This is a genomic window from Photobacterium kishitanii (genome assembly GCF_003026355.1).
In the GTDB taxonomy this organism is placed as follows: domain Bacteria; phylum Pseudomonadota; class Gammaproteobacteria; order Enterobacterales; family Vibrionaceae; genus Photobacterium; species Photobacterium kishitanii.
On sequence record NZ_PYON01000026.1, the window covers coordinates 14705 to 36201 of the forward strand.

Below are 21497 nucleotides of genomic sequence, written 5' to 3' on the forward strand. Positions count from 1 at the left end.
TGAACTTGTGGTAAAAGCAAATAACAGTAAATAGTATACCTTTTTAGCATTAAATAATTCTTTATTAACAGTTTGTTACACTCTAAATAGCAAAATAAATGAAACACCGTTTAATTGCTATGTCATTCAAAAAAAATGCATTATTATATATGAAAAATATATCCCAATAGCGTTTGTTATTGTAGGGTGTAGACAAGCACTTTCATATAAATAGTGCGAAAATTACCGGCTTAAGTCGGATCTATTACAATTAGGAAAATACGGCAAATATTATGAAAAAAACTTTTCTAGTACTACCTCTTGCTCTTCTTGTATCTGGCGCGGTAAATGCTGCAACAGATAACCCTTTTTATGCTGGTGCTCGTTTAGGTAATAGCTTCTACGACATCAAAGACAGCACGAACAACATCGATCTTGATAACAAAAACCTTTCAGGCGGTGTTTTTGCTGGTTACCAGATCACACCATGGTTCGCTGGTGAAGTTGGTTACACTAACCTAGGTAGTGCAAGTGTTGAGAATGGTCTAGGCAAATTTACAGCTCAAGGTGCAGATCTTGTTGGTAAATTCTCTTACGCTATCAACGATAAAATCGACATTTTTGGTAAGCTAGGTGCTTTCTACTACGATTGGAACGCTAAGAACGGCGCAACTCACGATGACAACGGCTGGGCTTCAACAGCTGGTGTTGGTGCTGAGTACTACATCAACAACAACGTTTCTACACGTATTGAATACCAATACTACAAAGATGTTGGCGGTGCTGACATTCAATTCGCTGGCGTTTCTCTAGCATATCACTGGGGCGCTCCAGCACCTGTAGTTGCTCCTGAAGTTGTTTATGTAGATCAAGTATCTGTAGCAACTATCGAAGAGCTAAAGCTAACTGTACCGTTCGCATTCGATAGCGCTGAAATTACTGCTGGCGATGCTGCACACCTAGTGCCTTTCGAAGAGCGTCTAAACCAATACCCAGATGCAACAATTACTGTTGTTGGTCACACTGATAGCACTGGTCCTGAAGCATACAACCAAACTCTATCTCAAGAGCGTGCAGCAACTGTTGCTAAAGAACTACGCGCACACCTAAACATGGGGGAAGATCGTATTCTTAGCGAAGGCCGTGGTGAGCTAGATCCAGTAGCTTCTAACGATACTGCTGAAGGTCGTGCTGAAAACCGTCGTGTTGACATCATCATTCCTGAGCTAAACATCGAGACAGTTACTCAAGTTGTTGCTCAGTAATTATTACTGGCACAATAGCTTAGTACGACGTATTTATTACGTAATAAGTACTCGCTGATAATCCGCCATAACCTCACGGTTATGGCGGATTTTTTATGGGCGTTCAATTCCGTCATCTCGAAATTGAGGCATGATCCATATTCCGTCATCTCTGAAGCTAAGGTACGAATCCTCATTCATCATCCCGGAAGTGGGGTACGAACTATCCGGGATCTACTCACCACACCATTGAGCCTAAAAGACACCAGCAAATGCATTCACTCTACAACGCGTGGATAGTAGATCCCCTATCTCGCTCGTCCCTCACTGTAGGGAATGACGGAAACTATCACCCGTCATTCCGGAAGTGAGGCGCGAACTATTCGGGATCTACTCACCATGCCATTGAGCCTGAAAGACACCAGCGAATGCATTCACTCTACAACGCACCGATAGTAGATCCCCTATCTCGCTCGTCCCTCGCTGTAGGGAATGACGGAAACTATCACCTGTCATCCCAGAAGTGAGGTACGAACTATTCGGGATCTACTCACCATGCGATTGAGCCTGAAAGACACCAGCGAATGCATTCACTCTACAACGCGTGGATAGTAGATCCCCTATCTCGCTCGTCCCTCGCTGTAGGGAATGACGGAAACCATCACCCGTCATCCTTAAAGCTAAAGCACTAACCCTCATTCGTCATCCCGGAAGTGAGGTACGAACTATCCGGGATCTACTCACCATACCATTGAGCCTGAAGATACCAGCGAATGCATTCACTCTACAACGCGTGGATAGTAGATTCCCTATCTCGCTCGTAACCTCGCTGTAGGGAATGACGAGGAGTTACTCGGCATTCACTGTAGGAAATAACGAGAAGGAGATCCCCACTCCATAATCCCAGAAGTTAAGGTACGCCCTATCCCTCCTGCGATAACAAATTAAAGGCAAAAAAAAAGCCCAACTCAATTTCGAGCTAGGCTTTTTCAAATAACGAATTAATGGGTCAATTGTTTACGCTTCCAAACAACATCACTTATACCATCACTGGGTTTAAAATCTGTTGGAGCATCCATTAATATTTGACGAATGAGTTCATGTTCAAAGTCATGACACGCATTATCCAATCGTTCAAGAAATTGTTGATACTCAACTAATGGTAAGAAACGTTCATTCGCCGTCATAATACGACTATGTTCTGTTTCATTAACATTGTCGCCAATCAATAGTTCTTCGTATAACTTTTCACCTGGACGTAATCCGGTATATTTAAACTCAATATCGCCGTAAGGATTTTGTTCTGACTTCACATCAAGACCTGATAGTTTGACTAAATTTTCAGCTAAGTTAACTATTTTTACAGGCTGACCCATATCAAGCACAAACACATCACCCCCCTTACCCATAGCTCCCGCTTGAATAACTAGCTGGGCCGCTTCTGGTATCGTCATAAAATAACGAATGATATCAGGATGAGTAATAGTAATTGGCCCACCTTCTTTGATCTGACGCTTAAATAATGGGATCACTGAACCAGAGGAACCGAGAACATTGCCAAAACGTACCATACAAAAACGAGTACCATTAGGTTTCAATGCTTCTTGTTCAGCCAATGCCTGCAGACCTAGTTCAGCCATTCGTTTTGTTGTACCCATGACATTTGTTGGACGAACTGCTTTATCAGTCGAGATTAATACAAATGAAGACACACCGGCATTAATTGCTGCTTGAGCTGTGTAAAAAGTACCAAAGATATTATTGCGTACACCTTCAACAACATTGTATTCGACCATAGGTACGTGCTTATATGCAGCAGCATGATAAATCGTATTGACTTTAAAGGTAGACATAATGGTTTCAAGACGGTTAATTCGTTGTACTGACCCCAGTAATGGAATTAATTCAATCTCTAAACCACGCTTAGCAATGTATTCCGATAACTCTTTCTCGATGGTATATAACGCGAATTCAGATAACTCAAACAGGAGTAATGTTTGCGGTTGATGCAATATAATTTGCCTGCATAATTCAGAGCCAATTGATCCCCCTGCACCAGTCACCATCACCACTTTATGCTTAATGTTAGCTTCCATTAATTGTTCATTAGGTAACACGGATTCACGACCTAACAGATCTTCAATCGGCACATCATGTAACTGATCTAACGACACATTGTCATGTACGATAGCATCAAGATTAGGTATCGACAGCACTTCGACTGGAAGATCAACTAATGCACAGATAATCGCTTTACGCTGACTACGTGTTGCACTCGGCATCGCTAATAGAACTTGCTTAACATCAAACTTAGCGATTAACCGAGATAACTGCTCACGTTTATATACTGTTAAACCTTGTAATACACTACGCTGCAATTTTTTATTATCATCAATATAAGCGACTGGATTTAAATCCCCCCCTTGACGTAATAAATTAACTAATTGTCGCCCAGCAACGCCTGCACCATACACAATAATATTAGGCTTGCGCTTCATTTCTAGCTGAGTAAAAAACACTCGAATAGAAAGCCTTGCACCACCCGTCAATATAAACAAATACGCCAAATAAATAATAGCAACAGTCCGCGGTACCCAAATACCAAAGAAGTAAGTGGCAAGCACAAATACAACCGTTGACACTAAGGACCCTATCGCTAGCGTAAATATCGCGTGCACGCTTAAATAACGTAAAATAGCGCGATAAAAGCCAATTCGAATAAAACACGTAATAGTGATCACTGATAAAAATGAAACTAAATACCAATAATCAATACTATGCGTTTGATCAAAATCACCAAGGCGAGTCCAAAAAGCTCCCCAGAACGCAATTTGTATAAAAATAAGATCAATACAGACGCTTATAACTCGCTTATAAGGTCTAGGAATTGAGAAAAAAGCATCAATAATAGCCATACATCCTCAGAGGGTAATTTTTACTTATCTTCTATTTCATCAAAAGTTACAGACGATATATTATTTATAAAATAAAAGCGGAAAAGCACCGCCTTTATTTTAAACAAAAAACCAAAGATGTTAACTACGTAATGCCTTAATTAGAACTTGCTGAAGAACACTGCATGTTTTCTGTATTTCTTCAGCCGTTAAGGTTGGATGTACTAAAAACATTAAGCTTGTTTCGCCTAACTCAACTGCATTTGGTAAAGAATGATTCGGGCGCCAAGCTGTATTATCAAATGCTTTTTCTTTGTATATCTCAGAGCAACTGCCTTGATATGCAGGAACTCCTGCTTTTACAATTTCTTCAACAATACGATCTCGTGTCCATCCTTCAGCTAAGAACTCTGGGCGAATAAACATATAGTGCTTATATTCTGCATGCTGGCTATATTCAGGAATTTCAACCGTTCGAATAATATCAAACTCAGCTACAGCATCATCCAACATTTTTCCATGGTGCTGTCGTTTCTGTGTCCACTCAGACATGCGCGTTAATTGGATTCGACCAATAACGCCCTGCATTTCAGTCATACGCCAATTAGTACCAAAAGACTCATGTAACCAACGAAAACCTGCTGGATGTTGGCGATTATAAATAGCATCATAGCTCTTGCCATGATCTTTATAAGCCCACATAGTAGACCAAAAATCATGGTTATTAGTGGTAACCATGCCACCCTCACCACCAGTAGTCATAATCTTATCTTGGCAGAATGACCAAGCGCCAATATGACCAATAGTACCAACAGCACGACCTTTATATATTGCACCATGTGCCTGAGCACAATCTTCAATAACATAAAACCCATACTTTTCAGATAGCGCCATGATGTCATCCATTTCAGCTGGCATTCCCGCTAAATGAACAACTATTACCGCCTTAGTTTTAGGGCTTATTACCGCTTCAATTGATTCAGCCGTAATATTTTGACTATTTAAATCAACATCAGCAAAAACAGGATTTGCACCAGCAGTAACAATTGATGATGCTGTTGCTAAAAATGTACGTGATGTTGTAATCACTTCATCTTCAGGTTGTACACCAATGGCTTTTAACGCCACATCTAATGCTAGTGTCCCGTTACCTAATGCGATCGCATAATCACATCCGACCCACTTTGCAAATTCTTTTTCGAATTCACGACATTCAGTACCAGTCCAATAATTAACTTTATTAGATAATAAAACTCGACTTACAGCATTAGCTTCTTCTTCTGTATAAGAAGGCCATGGTGAAAAAGGGGTATTTAACATTGTAACTTTAACTCCAAGTAATAATAGTTCCAGCCCATGAATAACCAACACCAAAGCCAACAATCAATATTTTATCCCCTGATTTAAATTTATTATTTAATACTGCTTTTTCTAAACCTAATGGGATTGATGATGAAACTGTATTGCCATAACTTTCATATGATCTTAAAAACTTCTCAGGTGTAATACCTATTCTTTTACACAATTTATCTAATATAAATTTATTAGCTTGATGAAAAACGAAGTAATCAATTTCATGCAAATTAATATTAGCCTTTTCTAATAATTCAAAAACAACTTTAGCAACGGATTTTAGTGTAAATGTAAAAATCTCACCGCCATTCATATATAAATTATTAAGAGCACGAGAATTACCACTATTGTCACTAAAAACTTCAGACGATTGAATATCAATAGGATATTTACTTCCGCCATGGGGTACAATTAAATTATCTTGTCCGCTACCATCTGAACCATAAACAAATGGGCCAATTTTATCCATATCTGATTGGACACCTGATAATAATGTTGCAGTAGCTCCATCACCAAATAATGTCCTTACACTTTTATCTCCATGTGAGATATATCTAGAATAAAGCTCTGATGTTATCAGCAATATATTATTGGCTTGACCTGATTCAATTAATCCTTTTGCTAAACCGAGACCATATACATAACCTGAACATCCTAAATTAAAGTCTAAAGCACCACATGTTGTAGGTATATCTAAAGCTTTTTGAACAATACAGGCAGTTGTTGGTAATTTATAATCAGGACTTTGAGTACATAATAAAATAAAATCTATCTCTGATCGTTGTATCTTATTTGTTTCAAATATTTTCTCGGCTGCCTTGATTGCCATATCAGAACAAGTTTCATCTTCAGCTATAATATGACGAGCTGATATCCCAGTTTTATCATAAATTTTATCCACACTCCACTCTGGATACGTTATAGCTAATTCATCATTAGTAAGTATATATTCAGGCAGGTAACTTGCAACTTGCATAATAATTGCTTTCATTAAAAAATGTCCTATTAATGAGTACTATAACCGCCATCAACAATTAAATTTGAACCCGTAACCCAACGAGATAAATCACTTGCTAAATACGCAGCAGCGTGTGCAATATCTTCAGGCCTGCCTAACCCTAATGGATGATTTAATAATATTTGGTTATATTGTTCTTCTGATAACTGCTGCTTTAAACCATCTACCATATTCGTTTGAACAACACCTGGAGAGATGGTGTTAACACGAATATTTATTTTAGCTAATTCAACGGCAAGTGATTTAGATAATCCAATTAAAGCAGCTTTTGATGCACAATACGTTGATATTGCTGGCTCACCACAAAAAGCAGCAACAGAACTAATATAAATTAAACTGCAACCATTTACATTATAACGACCTTTCCGGCGTAAAAATTTCGCAATAAATTGAGCACTTTTTACATTTATATTAAAAATATCGTCAAATTGCTGTTCTTTAATAGCTTGAAGAGGTAACGTTTTTTGTATTCCAGCACAGTGAACAATAGAATCTAAAGCACCAAAACTATTGAAGCTAAAATCCATTAATGCCTTCAAATCATCTATTTTTGATATATCAGAACTAAATATTATGTGACCGTCACCCGTCAAAAGCTTTAATGTCTCATCAAGACGTTCTTTGTTACGTCCAGAAAGTATAACTTGTGCTCCTTGTTGACTAAAGAAAATAGCAATAGCCTTACCTATTCCAGAAGATGCTCCAGTTACCAATACTTTTTTAGCTGTAAGTAAATTCTCTATCATATTAAATTTCCTGCACTGGTAATAAAATTGTATCTGAAAGATCTAAGTAAACAGCCCCCCAAGATAAACCAACACCAAAACCAACTAACAATAGATTCTTATAAGAATCTATTTTACGAGAGCATAATGTCAGAGGAATAGATGCACAACTCGTATTACCAAATTGATCAATACTAATAGGAACTTGTTTAGGTTCAAATTTACTTTTTCTTGATAAATGATTAATCATAAAGCGATTGGCTTGATGGTATACACAAGCATTAATGTTTTCACTATTAATATCTAACGAAGATAAAAAACCATTAATTAATTTTGGTATCCGTTTTAATGTAAAGGAGAAGACCTCACCTCCATTCATTTCTAAATATGCTGACTTCATACCTCGAATAATTGCATCTGGCTCCATCTTTTTATTCGCTATAATATGTTCAAAACCTGAACCATCAGTTCCTAATTCAAAACAAATATCAAAACCCTTTTTAGCTGTTATTAATGATGCTGTACCTGCATCACCAAATAATAGTTCAGTACTTCTATCACCAGGTTTAACTATTTTACTTATTGTATCACCAACAAGTAATAAAACATTCTTCATGCCCGATTTAACAAGCGATGATGCAATATAGAGACCATATACGTAACCAGAACATCCCATATTGACATCAAATGCTATTGTATTTACAGGCAAACCAAGTTTATGCTGTAAGACACATGCAGTTGCAGGAAGTTGATAGTCCGGTGTCTGACTGACAAAAATTAATGCTCCTATATCATTTAGATCAACATTATTTTTATTTATTAATTGTTGAGCAGCTGAAAAACATAAATCAGATGATGTCATTAAATTAGGAGCTATATGTCGAGTATTAACACCAATACTTGATATTAATTTATCCAGTTCACAGCTACTATATTTAACAGATAATTCAGAGTTACTAATTATATTTTTAGGCACACAAGAAGAAATACTAGATATTGAAACATCATTAATTTTTATCATTTTTTAAAAGCACTCTTTCGAGTGCCTTCCTTTTATTTGTTATTTTCGATAAGTTCTAATAAATCTGAAATTTTAGATACTTCACTAACTTTTGATGGTGAAACTACCATATCGAACTCAGAGTCAACTTCAGAAATAAATGTAATAACTGCTAATGAATCCCAATTTTCTTCATTTAGTTCCGTATCCAAAGAAATATCTTCAATTTCAACTTCAATAATTTCAGCAATAATTTCTAATAATTTACTTTCAGTAGACATATTTTACCTTATTTTTTTTGCTGGATTACCAAAAACAGTAATCCCAGATTTTAAATTACTAATAACAACACTACCAGCGCCAATAATAACATTATCACTAATTCTTTTACTAGGTATAATAGCAGCACTGCTTCCCATAAATACTTTATTACCAAGAGAAACGAAACCAGTCACATCACAATGTCCACTCAAAGTACAATAATCACCTAAAGATGCATCGTGACCAATTGTTGACAATGCGTTTATCGTACAGCAATTACCAACTTTTACATCTGATGTAATCACACTATATGGACCAATAACGGAGCCTATACCTACAGTTGAATTCAAACCAACTTTTGAACTGGTATGATAAAAGGTAATAATACTGCAACTTTCATCTTTATAATATTCAAATAATTTTTCTTTAATATTAGGAGATGCAACACCAATAATAACTACATCATTATCATTCAATTTTGAAGTAAATAGTTCATCTACAATCTTATGTGAATAATTATACTCCATCAAAGCATTCACATTATCATCTAAGAAACCAGAAAAAGTATAGCCGTCATATATATAATTAGACTCTTTTAGGTATGAATAAATTTCTCGAGCTAAACCACCCGCTCCCAATATATATAAATTACCTTTTATCATCATCGTTCCCAGTAAATGCTGTGGCCGTTTGGCTACCAGCAGCAGTAATTCCATCTTTTAAAAAAACTTTTTTAACTGTTAATAATAATATTTTGATATCCAACAATAATGATTGATGATCAACATACCACACATCGAGTTTAAATTTTTCTTGCCAAGAAATAGCATTTCGTCCATTAACTTGTGCCCATCCCGTAATTCCAGGACGAACATTATGGCGGCGTGCTTGCTCAACGCTATAAAGAGGTAGATATTCGACTAATAATGGTCGAGGTCCTACCAAGCTCATATCACCTTTTAGTACATTCCACAAACCAGGAAGTTCATCTAAACTGGTTGAACGCAATTTTGCACCAAAAGAAGTTAACCGTTCACTATCAGGTAATAAATTACCTTCTTTATCTATAGCGTCTCGCATAGAACGGAATTTAATCATTTCAAATGACTTACCATTGAGTCCAGGACGAGCCTGACGAAATAAAACAGGTGATCCTAGCTTTTTATGTACAAAATAAGCAGTAATAGCAATTATTGGAGATAATACAATCAAAGCAAAACTTGAAATAACAATATCGAATAGACGTTTCATACTAAACATACCTTTGATAGATATCAATAACCGAACTGACAACATCTTTTTCTGTATAATTTTTTTTGATTTCTTGTAACCCTTTACGACCCATTATTAGGCGTAACTCTGGATTTCGAATAAGTATTGTAAACCCCTCAACCCAAGCATCAGTATCATTATATTTAACTAACTCGCCACAGCCTGATGATAATAAATCATTACAGCCACGGATATTACTCGCAATAATTGGACGCTCAGCACACATAGCTTCCATGATACAACGAGGTAACCCTTCTCGTTGAGATGATAAGCACACAACATCAGAAGCTGATATTAAGTCTTGTACATCATTTCTGAATCCAAGAAATTGAACATCATCAGTTAAATTTAGTTGTTTAGTCAGTTGTTCTAATAATTGCAATTCTGATCCAACACCTGCCAATATATATTTAAAAGAGCCAAGTTGCAGCTGCTTTAATTTCGCTAGAGCATGCAATACTTGTTGCTGATTTTTATTATCATTTAGTTCTGCTATTTGCAAAATAACAAATTCACTCTCGACATTTAGCTGCCGACGTTTTTGAATTCGCATATCTTCATTAAACTGATATAAAATTTCGTCAACACCAATACCATATATTTTGGTGACTTTATCTTTTTTCGCTATTTTTTTATCAATCGCAAACCTGTAGTCCTCATTATTAATAACAAACAAATAGTCTGTTTTAAACGAAGCTATTTTTTCTGCCAAATAAAAAATAAAATTCTTAACTTTGGTATTTGTATTTATATAATGAAAGCCATGTGCCGTATAAAAAATTTTAGTCTTTGTTAAACCAACCGTCGCTAAACGTGTTAAAAATGCAGCTATTGGTGTATGTACATGTACAACATCATAACCATTACGCTTGATTAAACGACGAATTTGAACAACAGATGCAAGTAACTGTTTTATTTTTAGAGGGTTACGACAAAAATCAATATTATAAACATTATCGTGTGCAGCAATAACATTAGGAAAATCATTTACACCTTCAGCTGCAGCATCAACCTGCCACCCTAAAGCTTTAAATGCTTTTGCATAAGGTAAAAGAAATGCATTTAATGTTGTCGCGACGGTGGTAACTTGGAGTATTTTCACTCAACCTTACTCCGATTATATAAATTTATATATTGCTCAACAACATAACCTAAAGAATATCTATTTAGCATACGTTGTCGTCCTTGTTTACCTAATTGCTGTAATTCTTGTTCTGATTTGCTCAAAACTTCAATGATTCCTTTAGCAAGATCATCTGAATTCTCAGGAGCTACGAGTTTGCCAATACTTCCAACAACCTCTTTCACACCTCCACAATCTGTAGCAACCACAGGCCTTTCACACGCCATTGCTTCAGCAACGACTAACCCAAAGCCCTCAAAAGATGACGATAGAACAAATAGATCACTTGCTGACATTATTCCAGAAACATCACGGCTTATACCTACAAATTCAACAACATCAGCTAAATTTAATTCATAAACTAACTGTAATAAATTATCCTTTAATGGGCCGTCACCAATAATCTTTACTTTAACATTTAATTTATTGGCTACAACTATAGATATAGCGTTAAGTAAATTAGGGTAATCTTTTCGTGGATTTAAACTACCAACAGCAACAATTAATTTTTCATCCTTATTAATTTTAAATTGATTACGATATTTTATTCTTTTCTCTTCACTAAACAAAAATGTATCAGTATCGATACCATTTAACACTGTGATCATTCGTCCAGTTGCAACGGCTCCCAACTCAAGAAACTTATCTGTTGCTTCTTGGCTAACATTAGTTGAAATATCAGCTAACCCATCAGTTATTCGATAAGCAAGCATACGCAAACGACCACCTTCATTTGTATTATGTGCAGTACAAACTAATCGAGGAATCTTTATTGTTAATCGTACCAAGCGCGCTAATAAATTAGCATGTATCATATGGCTATGAATAACATCTGGTTGGAATTTTGTTACAAGAGCTCTTAATTTAAAATAGGCAGAAAAAAAATCGCTATAGCTACTCACACCAAGCGAAACAAGTTGAATATTTTCATTCTTCGGAGTAACAACAGCATCACCGAAAGCATAAGCGATTACAACCTCATGCCCTTGCTCTACATACTTATCAGCTAGGTTTACAACTAAATTCTCAGCACCACCCATGCCTAACCCAGTAATTACCAATAAAATTTTCATTCCTATTAACATCCTATTATAACAACAGTATATCTAGTAACTTACAATCCAAACTATCTACTTATTGGACGTTGAAATAATGTCTTAAATAATAATCTAAATTTATACTGCCCTAATTTAAATCCATATTTATTTATTAAAAGTAAACGATTAAATAAAGATAACTCAGGATATTTAAAGTAAGCCTTAAACAACTCTTTATCTTTTATTGATATTGAATCTTTATAAAAATCATAAAAACATTTTTTTTCATCATAATGCAGTTTAGTTAAAACAGCGCCATCCGTATTCAATGCTCTTTTTATTATACTTCGAATATCATTATTATTAACATTACCTGTGACATTTTTATCATGCTGACGATATAACATCAATTTGTCATCTAAAAAGTGAACATCACCAAAAACATGAGCGATAAGAGAAGTAATATCATCATGTAAATAGAATTTGGCAGTATATTCTTTCAACATGTTACATAGAAACTTATTAAATAATATAGAGCATCCCTGATAACCAGAGTTAAAAAACAAAAATTCATTTAGGTTTTCGGCTCTAACAGTAGAAATACTTGGCAATGTAATAACCCCTTTATTGCTATTATATCCATAAGCATCGCAATACACTAATCCAGGTACATCTCCTCTTAATTTAATATTTGCATATTTTTTTAAATTTTCAATTTTGCGTTCAAACCAAATATCATCTTGATCACAAAAAATAGCATATTCTGATTCAGAGTATCTAGTTAGCTCAATAAAACTTTTACCTGGCCCTATATTTCCAAGCTCATCCTTAATTAATATTATTCTTGAATCAAGACTAGAAATTTCATTAACTATCGCTACTGTATTATCAGTAGAAAAATCATCACGAATAAACAACTTCCAATTAACATCTGTTTGCTGCTGTAGCGATAAGATCTGATTTCTAATAAAATCAGAACCATTATATGTTGCCATTAAGATATCAACAGTTTGCATCACTCTTCCTTGAAATTATAAATATAACTAATAGACAAAACGTGACTTGTATATTAAACGATAATAATGAAAATAAACTTTCCACAAAAAACTGAGTGAATAATGCAGGAATAAAAATAAAGTATAATGCTATAAAGAAAGTATTTTTAAAATTAACCCCTTTATATAACAAACCAAACACACAGCCATATATTACTGAAAATATAAGTACACCTCCAATTTTGAAATCTATATAAAATGGATATAATACTGTATAAACATTTGTTAAATTTGGTATTTCTACATAAGGAAAGATTAAATTAACAGGGGGCCCATTTAAACCTAATGCATAACCTATCGCATAAAGCAATCGTAGTGAATTAGCACCAAAAAGTGGAGATAAATTAAAGTTCACATACCCTAACCCTACAATGGGAGAGTATGTATATACAGATAACAATTTAAAATAATCAACGCTAGTTTTACCATCTGACCTTATTAACTGCATAAAAATCATAAACAACACAGTAAAAATCACAATGATAAATATATTTTTTACCGTTATTTCTTTCTTTGATATTTTAATTCCGATCCAAATTAATATTGGTGTCAATATAGCAAACTTACCCATTACAGCTAATGCAAAAAGTGCCATCCATACCCATAACGCTATACGTTTAGCCTGATTTTTTTTACTTTCATATATATTTTCAAAAACAAATAGAGCAAGAATTAACGGATAAAATCGCCCAATAAGACCAATGGTTTGATAACCTATTTCATTCATCGTAGCCAACCTTAAATTCAAGAAAAATTGAGATTGACCACTACTTCCCACAACCCATATTCTATATGCTAGAATAAAAGCAAGTATATAAACCACATATTGATAGTTAAATCTTATTTCTAATTTTGAGTTACATAATTCTTTAAATCTAGCTGGTTTTTGGGGTTCAAATATTATAAATAATATACTCGTTATAAAAAACCATACCATCCAAGCTGTAAATACACTATTGGTTATAGGGTAATAATCTGTGTAAAAAAAGATACCGGGAACAAAACTTACCCCCCAAGCAAAACAATTTAGGACTAATGGAGAGAATAATGACATCCTTTTATAATATGCAATGACACAAAAGAATGTAATAATAAATGTTGCATATATTGAGTAATTCATAATTAAAGCATCTTTCTAGAAAAATATTCAAGTACAATGAAATCAATAATAACTCGAATACTCCAAGCTATAGCAGCCCCAACAAACCCATATGAATGAACTAAAACAAAGAGAATCATAAAGAACGGTATTACTTCTACCATATGAATATATGCGGTTAATTTAGAACTCCCTAAAGCTTGAATTCGTGAAAATGGTATTTGAGCGAGCGAATTAAAGAAAAACCCGACAATTAAAACTTTCAATACAACTGTAGAATTTATACCGTATTCGCTACCAAGCCAAAATGATAATATTTCTTTAGAGAAAACAAACAATGGTACTAATATAGCAAATAACACAATACTTAAACTAATATATGCTTGTCTGGCAATTTTTTTACTATCATCTGAATTTTTACTAAAATATGGGAAAATTGTTTTAGCTAATGCACCAGGAATAATACTTATCTTTTGAATTAAATCAGTGGGTGCAGCAAAGAAGGCTACTTTGTCTGCTCCCATTATATTAGATAGAATAAACCTATCAGCATATACCATTAAAGGACTGATAATATTTGATAATGTTATCCATCCACCAAATGTTATTAACTCATAAAATATATCCCACTTGAAACATAAGAAATCCTTCCCTAAATATTTAGAACAGGAATAAAAGGCAACAAAAGAGACTAATACTCGCGCAATTAACAACCCAACAATAGCAGAAAACAAACTATTATGGATAAATACAGAAACTACAGGAAATAATGAGATTATTGTTCCTGTAAATATTTTATATTTATTTAACTCTAGAAACTTTTGTTTACCCTCTAGATATGCAAAAGCAACAGTACCAACGAGAAAGAAAGGTACAATAATACTTAAGCATTTTATAGATGATGTAACATCAACAACTTCATTTGAGGTTACATTTAATAAACTTGTTATATTTCTTGAGCCGAAATATATACCAACAGCTGCAATAATTGATATAAAAAACACCGAAACTAATGCTGTTCCCATTATCTTTTTATCAAAATCTAATTCATCTTGAGTCGCTATTTTTCGAATGACTGCTCTTGTTATACCAGCATCAAATAATCCACTATAACCTAGGATTGAAAATGACAGCATCAAAATACCAAACAATTCAACATTTAGTCCTCGCGCTAAATATGCCATAGCTGGTATAGATATAAGTCCTGGAATCAACATGCCTATAATATTAAACAGTGTATTCTTGTACATTTGTTAATAATCCAACATTATAAGTTCTAAGGCATTGGCGTCTTTTTCTGATAACACTGGTTCATTTGATAGAGGCCACTCAACCTTAATATTAGAATCATTCCAAGCTATTGATATTTCAGCAGAAGGATTATAGTAATCAGTGCACTTATAGACGAACTCAGCCTCATCACTAGTAACATAAAAACCATGGGCAAAACCTTCGGGAATCCAAAGTTGTCGCTTATTTTCAGCAGATAAGTACACACCTACCCATTGACCAAACGTTGCTGAATCTTTACGAATATCAACCGCTACATCAAAAACTTCACCAGAAACTACACGGACTAACTTACCCTGTGTATTTTGAGTTTGGTAATGTAACCCACGCAAAATACCTTTTTTAGACTTTGAATGATTATCCTGTACAAACTTCGTTGATTTACCTGTCACTAAGTCTTCAAATTTTTTTTGATTCCATGTTTCCATAAAGAAACCGCGATCATCACCAAAAACAGTAGCTTCAATAATTTTCACATCAGGGATGCTAGTATCTATAACTTTCATTATTCTTCTCTAATTTAGTCTTAAACATAATCAACTAAATGATCTAATGCTGATTGCCAATTACTTGCTGGAATATTAAATACTGTTGTTATTTTGTTGGTATTTAAAGTTGAATTGGCTGGCCGCTTCGCAGGTGTTGGGTAATCTTCAGTTTTAATTCCTTTTATATCAGGGGATTTAATTAATACACCTTGCGTAACAGCTTTATCATAAATAACTTGGGCAAAGTTGAACCAACTCACATGCGGCAAGCCAGAAAAATGGTAAATTCCATAATCACCAATATTGAATGTATTTTTTGAATCAGTGATAGTTTTCGCTATTTTAATTAATGCCGCAGCAATATCACCAGCATAAGTTGGTCCACCAAACTGGTCAGCAACAATACCTAATGAATCTCTTTGCTTTGCTAAACGAAGCATGGTTTTAACAAAATTATTGCCATCTTCACCAAACACCCACGCGGTACGTAAAATAATATGGCGAGGGCAAGCATTAATAACTGCTTCTTCACCCGCTAATTTACTTTCGCCATATACACCTTGCGGACTAACTGAATCAGACTCACTATACAAGCCTTGTTTATCACCCGAAAAAACATAATCTGTTGATATATGTAATATTGCTGCACCAACTTTCTCAGCGGCTTGCGCTAAATATTTAGGGCCATCTCGATTTATAGCATAAGACAATTCAACTTCATCTTCAGCTTTATCAACAGCGGTATGAGCAGCTGCATTAATAATAATAGTCGGCAAGAAATCATTGACTGTTTTTATTACATCTTGCTCAGAGGTAATATCAAGTTTATTTCTTTCAACAGCTAAAAGTTCAATCTCAGGACAAGATTGTAGCTGTTTTACTAAACAGCTACCTACTTGACCACTGCTACCTGTAATTAATACTTTCACAATGTTTATTCACTTCTTATTTTGCTTCAGAAATAACACGCATTAAATACTGACCGTATTCATTTTTCATCATTGGTTCAGCTAACAACCGCACTTGCTCTGTTGTTAACCAGCTATTACGCCATGCTATTTCTTCTAAACAAGCGACTTTTAAGCCTTGGATATTTTGTACTGTTTCAACAAATGATGCTGCTTGTTGCAAGCTTTCATGGGTACCCGTATCAAGCCACGCAAACCCACGACCCAACAATTCAACATTCAATGACCCGTCATTTAAGTACATTTCATTAAGTGTGGTTATTTCAAGCTCACCACGATGTGATGGTTTTACTTGTTTAGCCATTTCAACAACACGATTATCATAGAAATATAATCCTGTTACCGCATAATTTGATTTCGGTTGTTGAGGTTTTTCTTCAATAGAAATGGCTTTCATATTGTCATCAAATTCAACAACGCCGAATCGCTCAGGGTCTTTTACCTGATAACCAAATACTGTCGAAATTCCTTGAGAAGTTTGTTCCTTAGCATGACTAAGTTGTTGTCCAAATGATTGACCATAAAAGATATTATCGCCAAGCACTAAACACACACTGTCATTACCAATAAAATCTTCACCAATAATAAATGCTTGTGCTAGACCGTCAGGAGAAGGCTGAATTGCGTATTCAAGGTTAATACCAAAATCAGTACCATCACCAAGTAGGCGACGAAAGCTTTCATTATCTTCAGGCGTAGTAATAATTAAAATATCTTTAATACCCGTTAACATTAATGTTGATAACGGATAAAAGATCATTGGCTTATCGTAAATTGGTAGTAATTGCTTCGATACACCGCGAGTAATAGGGTAAAGACGCGTACCAGAGCCGCCAGCTAAAATAATACCTTTCATTTTATTTCTCGCTATTATTTATTGATGTACCTAAACGCTCAAAACTGTATGAACCATCTAATACTCGGCTCCACCATTTTTTATTATTTAAATACCACTCTACGGTTTTTCTAATACCTGATTCAAATGTTTCAGCAGGTTGCCAGCCTAATTCTCGCGCAATTTTCGAAGCATCAATAGCATAACGGACATCATGACCTGGGCGGTCAGTAACATAAGTGATCAAATCTTGGTATTGAGCAATGCCATCAGGTTTATTAGGGACTAATTCTTCAAGCAATGAACAAATTGTTTTCACCACTTCAATATTAGCTTTTTCATTATGACCACCGATGTTATAGGTTTCACCTATCTCACCTTTGGTAACAACGGTATACAGTGCACATGCATGATCTTCTACATATAGCCAATCACGTATTTGCATTCCATCACCATAAACGGGTAATTCTTTACCATCTAAAGCGTTCAATATAATGAGTGGGATCAATTTCTCAGGAAAATGATAAGGACCGTAGTTATTTGAGCAATTGGTTATAATAGTTGGTAAGCCGTATGTACGCAGCCAAGCACGCACTAAATGATCACTTGACGCTTTAGAAGCTGAGTACGGACTTGATGGATCATACGATGTTGTTTCAGTGAACAAGTCATCCGTACCATCCAAATCACCATAGACTTCATCGGTTGAAATATGATGGAAACGAAATACGGTCTTACGTGTTTGGTCTAATTGATTCCAGTAAGCACGTGTTGCTTCTAAAATGGTATATGTGCCGACAATATTGGTTTCAATAAATGCAGCAGGACCATCAATAGAACGGTCAACATGGCTTTCAGCAGCTAAATGCATTACTGCATTAGGTTGATGCTCTGCAAAAACACGATCTAGTTCGGCACGATCACAAATATCAACTTGTTCAAATATATAACGATCACTATTCTCAATATCAATTAAAGATTCTAAATTTCCCGCATAGGTTAATTTATCCACATTAACAATACTATCTTGAGTATTATTTATAATATGACGAATCACGGCTGAGCCAATAAAACCAGCTCCACCTGTAACAAGAATTTTCATTAAAAACCTCTTATTGATAGTTATTTTTTCGGTTAAATATATCTTTAATCAGAACGAAACAAACACCAAACATTAATCCGAAAATAAAAAACAGAGACCATATAAATATTATTTTTGACATTGAATGTTTTATTGGATTTTCTAACCTTACAGAAAGGTTAATATTTTCCACCTTAAACGGTATGATCTCTATTTTCCTTATATTCCCAACAGAACCATTCATATCACTAATAAAATTAATAAATGTTTCAAAGTTTTTTTCTTTTTTATTTGAAAAAGCAATAGTATTACTAAAGAAATATTTATTTTCAATAAAATATAAATTCAACTTGGAAAGACTATCTTTAGTTATTTTATTTTCAATAAAACTAACATATGATTTAAGAATATTAACACTAATTTCAGAATCTGCAGTTATAACCTTTAATTTATATATATCATTTTTACTCTTTGATATAGACATATTACTAGCCATGACATTAATAAAATTATCATCTAATTTTATTTTTTTATTCTGTGTATAGTTTTTTACTATTTCACTTGATAATATGAACTTCTTTTTATTATTGAAAGATTCAAAGAAAGGGAAAAAATTTCCAAATAAAACTTTATTTGAAATTATACTATCAATAGTCTTATTTTTTTTATTCTCATTTAATCCTTTATAATAATAAGAATCAACTAAACCTTGATTATTCTTATTCTTGCCATAAATTATTTTTGTATTTTCAGCATAGGAGACAATCCCAGATACTCCCCACAACGGTTTGATTGATAAACTATAATACCCTCCAACCAAAGCAAAAAGACAAATGCTAACTATTATCCAGATCTTCCCTTGCCACAACACCCTACACATCTGATCACAACTAACTTCATCAGTTTGATTTCGAGATAGGTCCATATTTGCTACTCATTCTATTTTAGAAATACGCTACCGCCCTTGGGATTTGCTATACACCCACAAAGCACTAATTCTAATTTTAAACTTACTCATGATTGCATGCTATAACATGCAACTATGCCATTAATTTATCACTGTATTGCTGAACTAATTGCCAATCACTTGGACTTAACTCACTTTTTGCATCCAGCAAACTTTGTTTTACTGTCTGCTGCATTTTCACAATATCAGTAATACCTTGCTGCTCACAATCAGCTGCAGCAAGTGAGATATGCCCACGTAAATAACCACCAGCAAACAGTTCGTCATCCGTTGCACTGTCAATATTGTCATCAATCAGCTGCAATAGCTTTTGTTCGTAATAGTGGATCATATTCTATCCTTGTTGTTAAGCATGATCTGTTAATGGGATCGGCTTAGGAAAATCAGCTACTGTTAATGGCTCAATGCCATAAAAAGCACGAAATGCATCAGATAACATTTTGGCACGTTCTGGAATACCATGAGTCAAATAATTGAAAACTTGCTGACGTACTTTTAAGGTGAAACCCACCCTATCAGGCTCACAGCTACCACTCAAATTATCGCAACTTACTTGATACTTAAACCCACAACTTGCTGATAAAATCCACTCAATAGCTTGGGGTTTAATTTCAACCACTTCAAATTCTGCTTGTATTTCAGCACTGCGACCATCTGGCTGGTACCAATAACCATAATCTTCTAATAACCGCCTTGCTTCTCCGGCAATACACCAATGTCCGAGTTCATGCATCGCTGATGCATAATAGCCACGTGCAAATATAATTTGATGGTGGTTACGTTCCTCTGAAGCAGGAAGATAAATTGGATCATCACCACCTAATAATAGTTCAGTATTTAAACGATCTAAAAAGACCGAGTTAAACAAACGAATAAGATCGTTATAGTCATGTTTTATATATGTTTTCATTTAATTATAATTAGCGTGTCATGATTATTTAACGCACGAAGTATATAGGTTTTCATAACTAAGCGCGAACTCTCACTTTAAATTATCAGTTATCGTCAATATTTATATTGTTACTATAAATATTATTTTTACATGAGCTCAATTAATCCCAAAAACAATTATTTTCATTAGAAGTTGAGATGCGTCACTAATACAATATTGTCATCCCCATAATTAACCACAGGCATCACAGTTATTATGCTTCTTTCTATCTTATACATTATCGGAATTACTGCTGAGGCGATGACTGGTGCGTTAGCGGCGGGTAAACGCCATATGGATTGGTTTGGGGTAATGGTAGTAGCAAGTGCAACCGCTATTGGTGGCGGTACAGTACGTGATATTTTATTAGGTCACTATCCATTGGGTTGGGTGGCTCACCCACAATATTTAGTCATTACCTGTGTTGCAGGCTTACTTACCACCGTATTAGGTAAATGGGTAGTACGGTTCCATAAGATTTTTATCATTCTTGATGCGATTGGTTTGATTGTATTTAGTATTATTGGCTGCCAAGTCGCGATCACAATGGGGTTATCGCCAATTATTTGTGTGGTTGCTGCGGTAGTAACTGGTGTATTTGGTGGGTTGTTACGCGATATGATCACTCGCCGTAGACCAATGGTACTACATAAAGAACTTTATGCATCGGTGTCATTTCTAGCAGGTATTATGTATCTCACTATGCTGCATTTTAATGTACCGGCTGATATTACTACACTGGTTACATTAACCGTTGGATTTAGCTTACGCATGGCTGCTGTGTTCTTTAGCTGGAGTTTACCGGTATTTAAGTTTGAAGAAGCAAAAGCTTAAAAGCAGGGAAAGCAAGAACGAGGAAAGGCAGTAGCGAGTGACG

The 21497-nt window shown here is 34.8% G+C and carries 22 protein-coding genes; 2 read left to right on the forward strand and 20 right to left on the reverse strand.

Annotated features, from left to right (window positions below; all coding sequences use genetic code 11):
* The first annotated feature begins 272 nt into the window (after positions 1-272).
* Positions 273-1244 (forward strand): OmpA family protein, encoded by a 972-nt coding sequence (locus C0W29_RS19635; protein WP_045045388.1) that lies wholly within the window; start codon positions 273-275, stop codon positions 1242-1244.
* 980 nt (positions 1245-2224) lie between these two features.
* On the opposite strand, the gene C0W29_RS19640 is transcribed toward C0W29_RS19635, so the two are convergent.
* From C0W29_RS19640 to C0W29_RS19735, 20 genes are all read right to left on the reverse strand, one after another.
* The gene (locus C0W29_RS19640) at positions 2225-4138 is read right to left on the reverse strand and encodes a nucleoside-diphosphate sugar epimerase/dehydratase (protein ID WP_045045387.1); all 1914 of its coding nucleotides are present in this window, start codon (positions 4136-4138) and stop codon (positions 2225-2227) included.
* A 120-nt stretch (positions 4139-4258) separates the two neighbouring features.
* Positions 4259-5437: a DegT/DnrJ/EryC1/StrS family aminotransferase gene (locus C0W29_RS19645; protein WP_045045386.1), complete on the reverse strand. Its 1179-nt coding sequence runs from the start codon at positions 5435-5437 to the stop codon at positions 4259-4261.
* Positions 5438-5444: 7 nt separating this feature from the next.
* Positions 5445-6461: a 3-oxoacyl-ACP synthase III family protein gene (locus C0W29_RS19650; RefSeq protein ID WP_045045385.1), complete on the reverse strand. Its 1017-nt coding sequence runs from the start codon at positions 6459-6461 to the stop codon at positions 5445-5447.
* Between the two features lie 14 nt (positions 6462-6475).
* Positions 6476-7234, reverse strand: coding sequence for an SDR family NAD(P)-dependent oxidoreductase (locus tag C0W29_RS19655; RefSeq protein WP_045045384.1), 759 nt, complete (start codon positions 7232-7234; stop codon positions 6476-6478).
* A 1-nt stretch (position 7235) separates the two neighbouring features.
* Positions 7236-8234 carry a ketoacyl-ACP synthase III gene (locus C0W29_RS19660; RefSeq protein ID WP_045045383.1) on the reverse strand — a complete coding sequence of 333 codons (999 nt, stop codon included), beginning with the start codon at positions 8232-8234 and terminating at the stop codon, positions 7236-7238.
* A gap of 32 nt (positions 8235-8266) precedes the next feature.
* On the reverse strand, positions 8267-8494 hold the full coding sequence (locus C0W29_RS19665; RefSeq protein ID WP_045045382.1) for a phosphopantetheine-binding protein: 228 nt from the start codon (positions 8492-8494) through the stop codon (positions 8267-8269).
* A 3-nt stretch (positions 8495-8497) separates the two neighbouring features.
* Positions 8498-9190: an acetyltransferase gene (locus C0W29_RS19670; RefSeq protein WP_235869054.1), complete on the reverse strand. Its 693-nt coding sequence runs from the start codon at positions 9188-9190 to the stop codon at positions 8498-8500.
* Positions 9123-9725: a sugar transferase gene (locus C0W29_RS19675; protein ID WP_045045380.1), complete on the reverse strand. Its 603-nt coding sequence runs from the start codon at positions 9723-9725 to the stop codon at positions 9123-9125. Before C0W29_RS19675 ends, C0W29_RS19670 begins: the two co-directional genes overlap by 68 nt.
* Before the next feature lies 1 nt (position 9726).
* Entirely contained in the window at positions 9727-10848 is a 1122-nt protein-coding gene (locus C0W29_RS19680) for a glycosyltransferase family 4 protein (protein ID WP_045045379.1), read from the reverse strand.
* Complete coding sequence (locus tag C0W29_RS19685) at positions 10845-11942, reverse strand: glycosyltransferase (RefSeq protein ID WP_158260036.1); 1098 nt, start codon at positions 11940-11942, stop codon at positions 10845-10847. The genes C0W29_RS19680 and C0W29_RS19685 overlap by 4 nt, the downstream gene beginning before the upstream one ends.
* A 53-nt stretch (positions 11943-11995) precedes the next feature.
* Positions 11996-12922: a glycosyltransferase family 2 protein gene (locus C0W29_RS19690; protein WP_045045378.1), complete on the reverse strand. Its 927-nt coding sequence runs from the start codon at positions 12920-12922 to the stop codon at positions 11996-11998.
* A complete protein-coding gene (locus C0W29_RS19695) occupies positions 12909-14081 on the reverse strand; it encodes an O-antigen polymerase (RefSeq protein WP_107174165.1) in 1173 nt (390 codons plus the stop codon). The genes C0W29_RS19690 and C0W29_RS19695 overlap by 14 nt, the downstream gene beginning before the upstream one ends.
* A gap of 2 nt (positions 14082-14083) precedes the next feature.
* A complete protein-coding gene (locus C0W29_RS19700) occupies positions 14084-15310 on the reverse strand; it encodes a flippase (RefSeq protein WP_045045375.1) in 1227 nt (408 codons plus the stop codon).
* Positions 15311-15313: 3 nt separating this feature from the next.
* Complete coding sequence (gene rfbC / locus C0W29_RS19705; RefSeq protein ID WP_045045374.1) at positions 15314-15856, reverse strand: dTDP-4-dehydrorhamnose 3,5-epimerase; 543 nt, start codon at positions 15854-15856, stop codon at positions 15314-15316.
* A gap of 20 nt (positions 15857-15876) precedes the next feature.
* A complete protein-coding gene (rfbD, locus tag C0W29_RS19710) occupies positions 15877-16770 on the reverse strand; it encodes a dTDP-4-dehydrorhamnose reductase (RefSeq protein WP_181318122.1) in 894 nt (297 codons plus the stop codon).
* A 13-nt stretch (positions 16771-16783) separates the two neighbouring features.
* Entirely contained in the window at positions 16784-17662 is an 879-nt protein-coding gene (rfbA, locus tag C0W29_RS19715; protein ID WP_045045372.1) for a glucose-1-phosphate thymidylyltransferase RfbA, read from the reverse strand.
* A gap of 1 nt (position 17663) precedes the next feature.
* Positions 17664-18743, reverse strand: coding sequence for a dTDP-glucose 4,6-dehydratase (rfbB, locus tag C0W29_RS19720; protein ID WP_045045371.1), 1080 nt, complete (start codon positions 18741-18743; stop codon positions 17664-17666).
* Positions 18744-18753: 10 nt separating this feature from the next.
* The gene (locus tag C0W29_RS19725; RefSeq protein ID WP_045045370.1) at positions 18754-19647 is read right to left on the reverse strand and encodes a Wzz/FepE/Etk N-terminal domain-containing protein; all 894 of its coding nucleotides are present in this window, start codon (positions 19645-19647) and stop codon (positions 18754-18756) included.
* A 115-nt stretch (positions 19648-19762) separates the two neighbouring features.
* Positions 19763-20020 carry a YfcL family protein gene (locus tag C0W29_RS19730; protein ID WP_045045369.1) on the reverse strand — a complete coding sequence of 86 codons (258 nt, stop codon included), beginning with the start codon at positions 20018-20020 and terminating at the stop codon, positions 19763-19765.
* Positions 20021-20035: 15 nt separating this feature from the next.
* Complete coding sequence (locus tag C0W29_RS19735) at positions 20036-20587, reverse strand: elongation factor P hydroxylase (protein ID WP_045045418.1); 552 nt, start codon at positions 20585-20587, stop codon at positions 20036-20038.
* 249 nt (positions 20588-20836) lie between these two features.
* Here C0W29_RS19735 and C0W29_RS19740 point away from each other — a divergent pair, with 249 nt between their 5' ends.
* The gene (locus C0W29_RS19740) at positions 20837-21454 is read left to right on the forward strand and encodes a trimeric intracellular cation channel family protein (RefSeq protein WP_045043321.1); all 618 of its coding nucleotides are present in this window, start codon (positions 20837-20839) and stop codon (positions 21452-21454) included.
* The last annotated feature ends 43 nt before the right edge of the window (positions 21455-21497 follow it).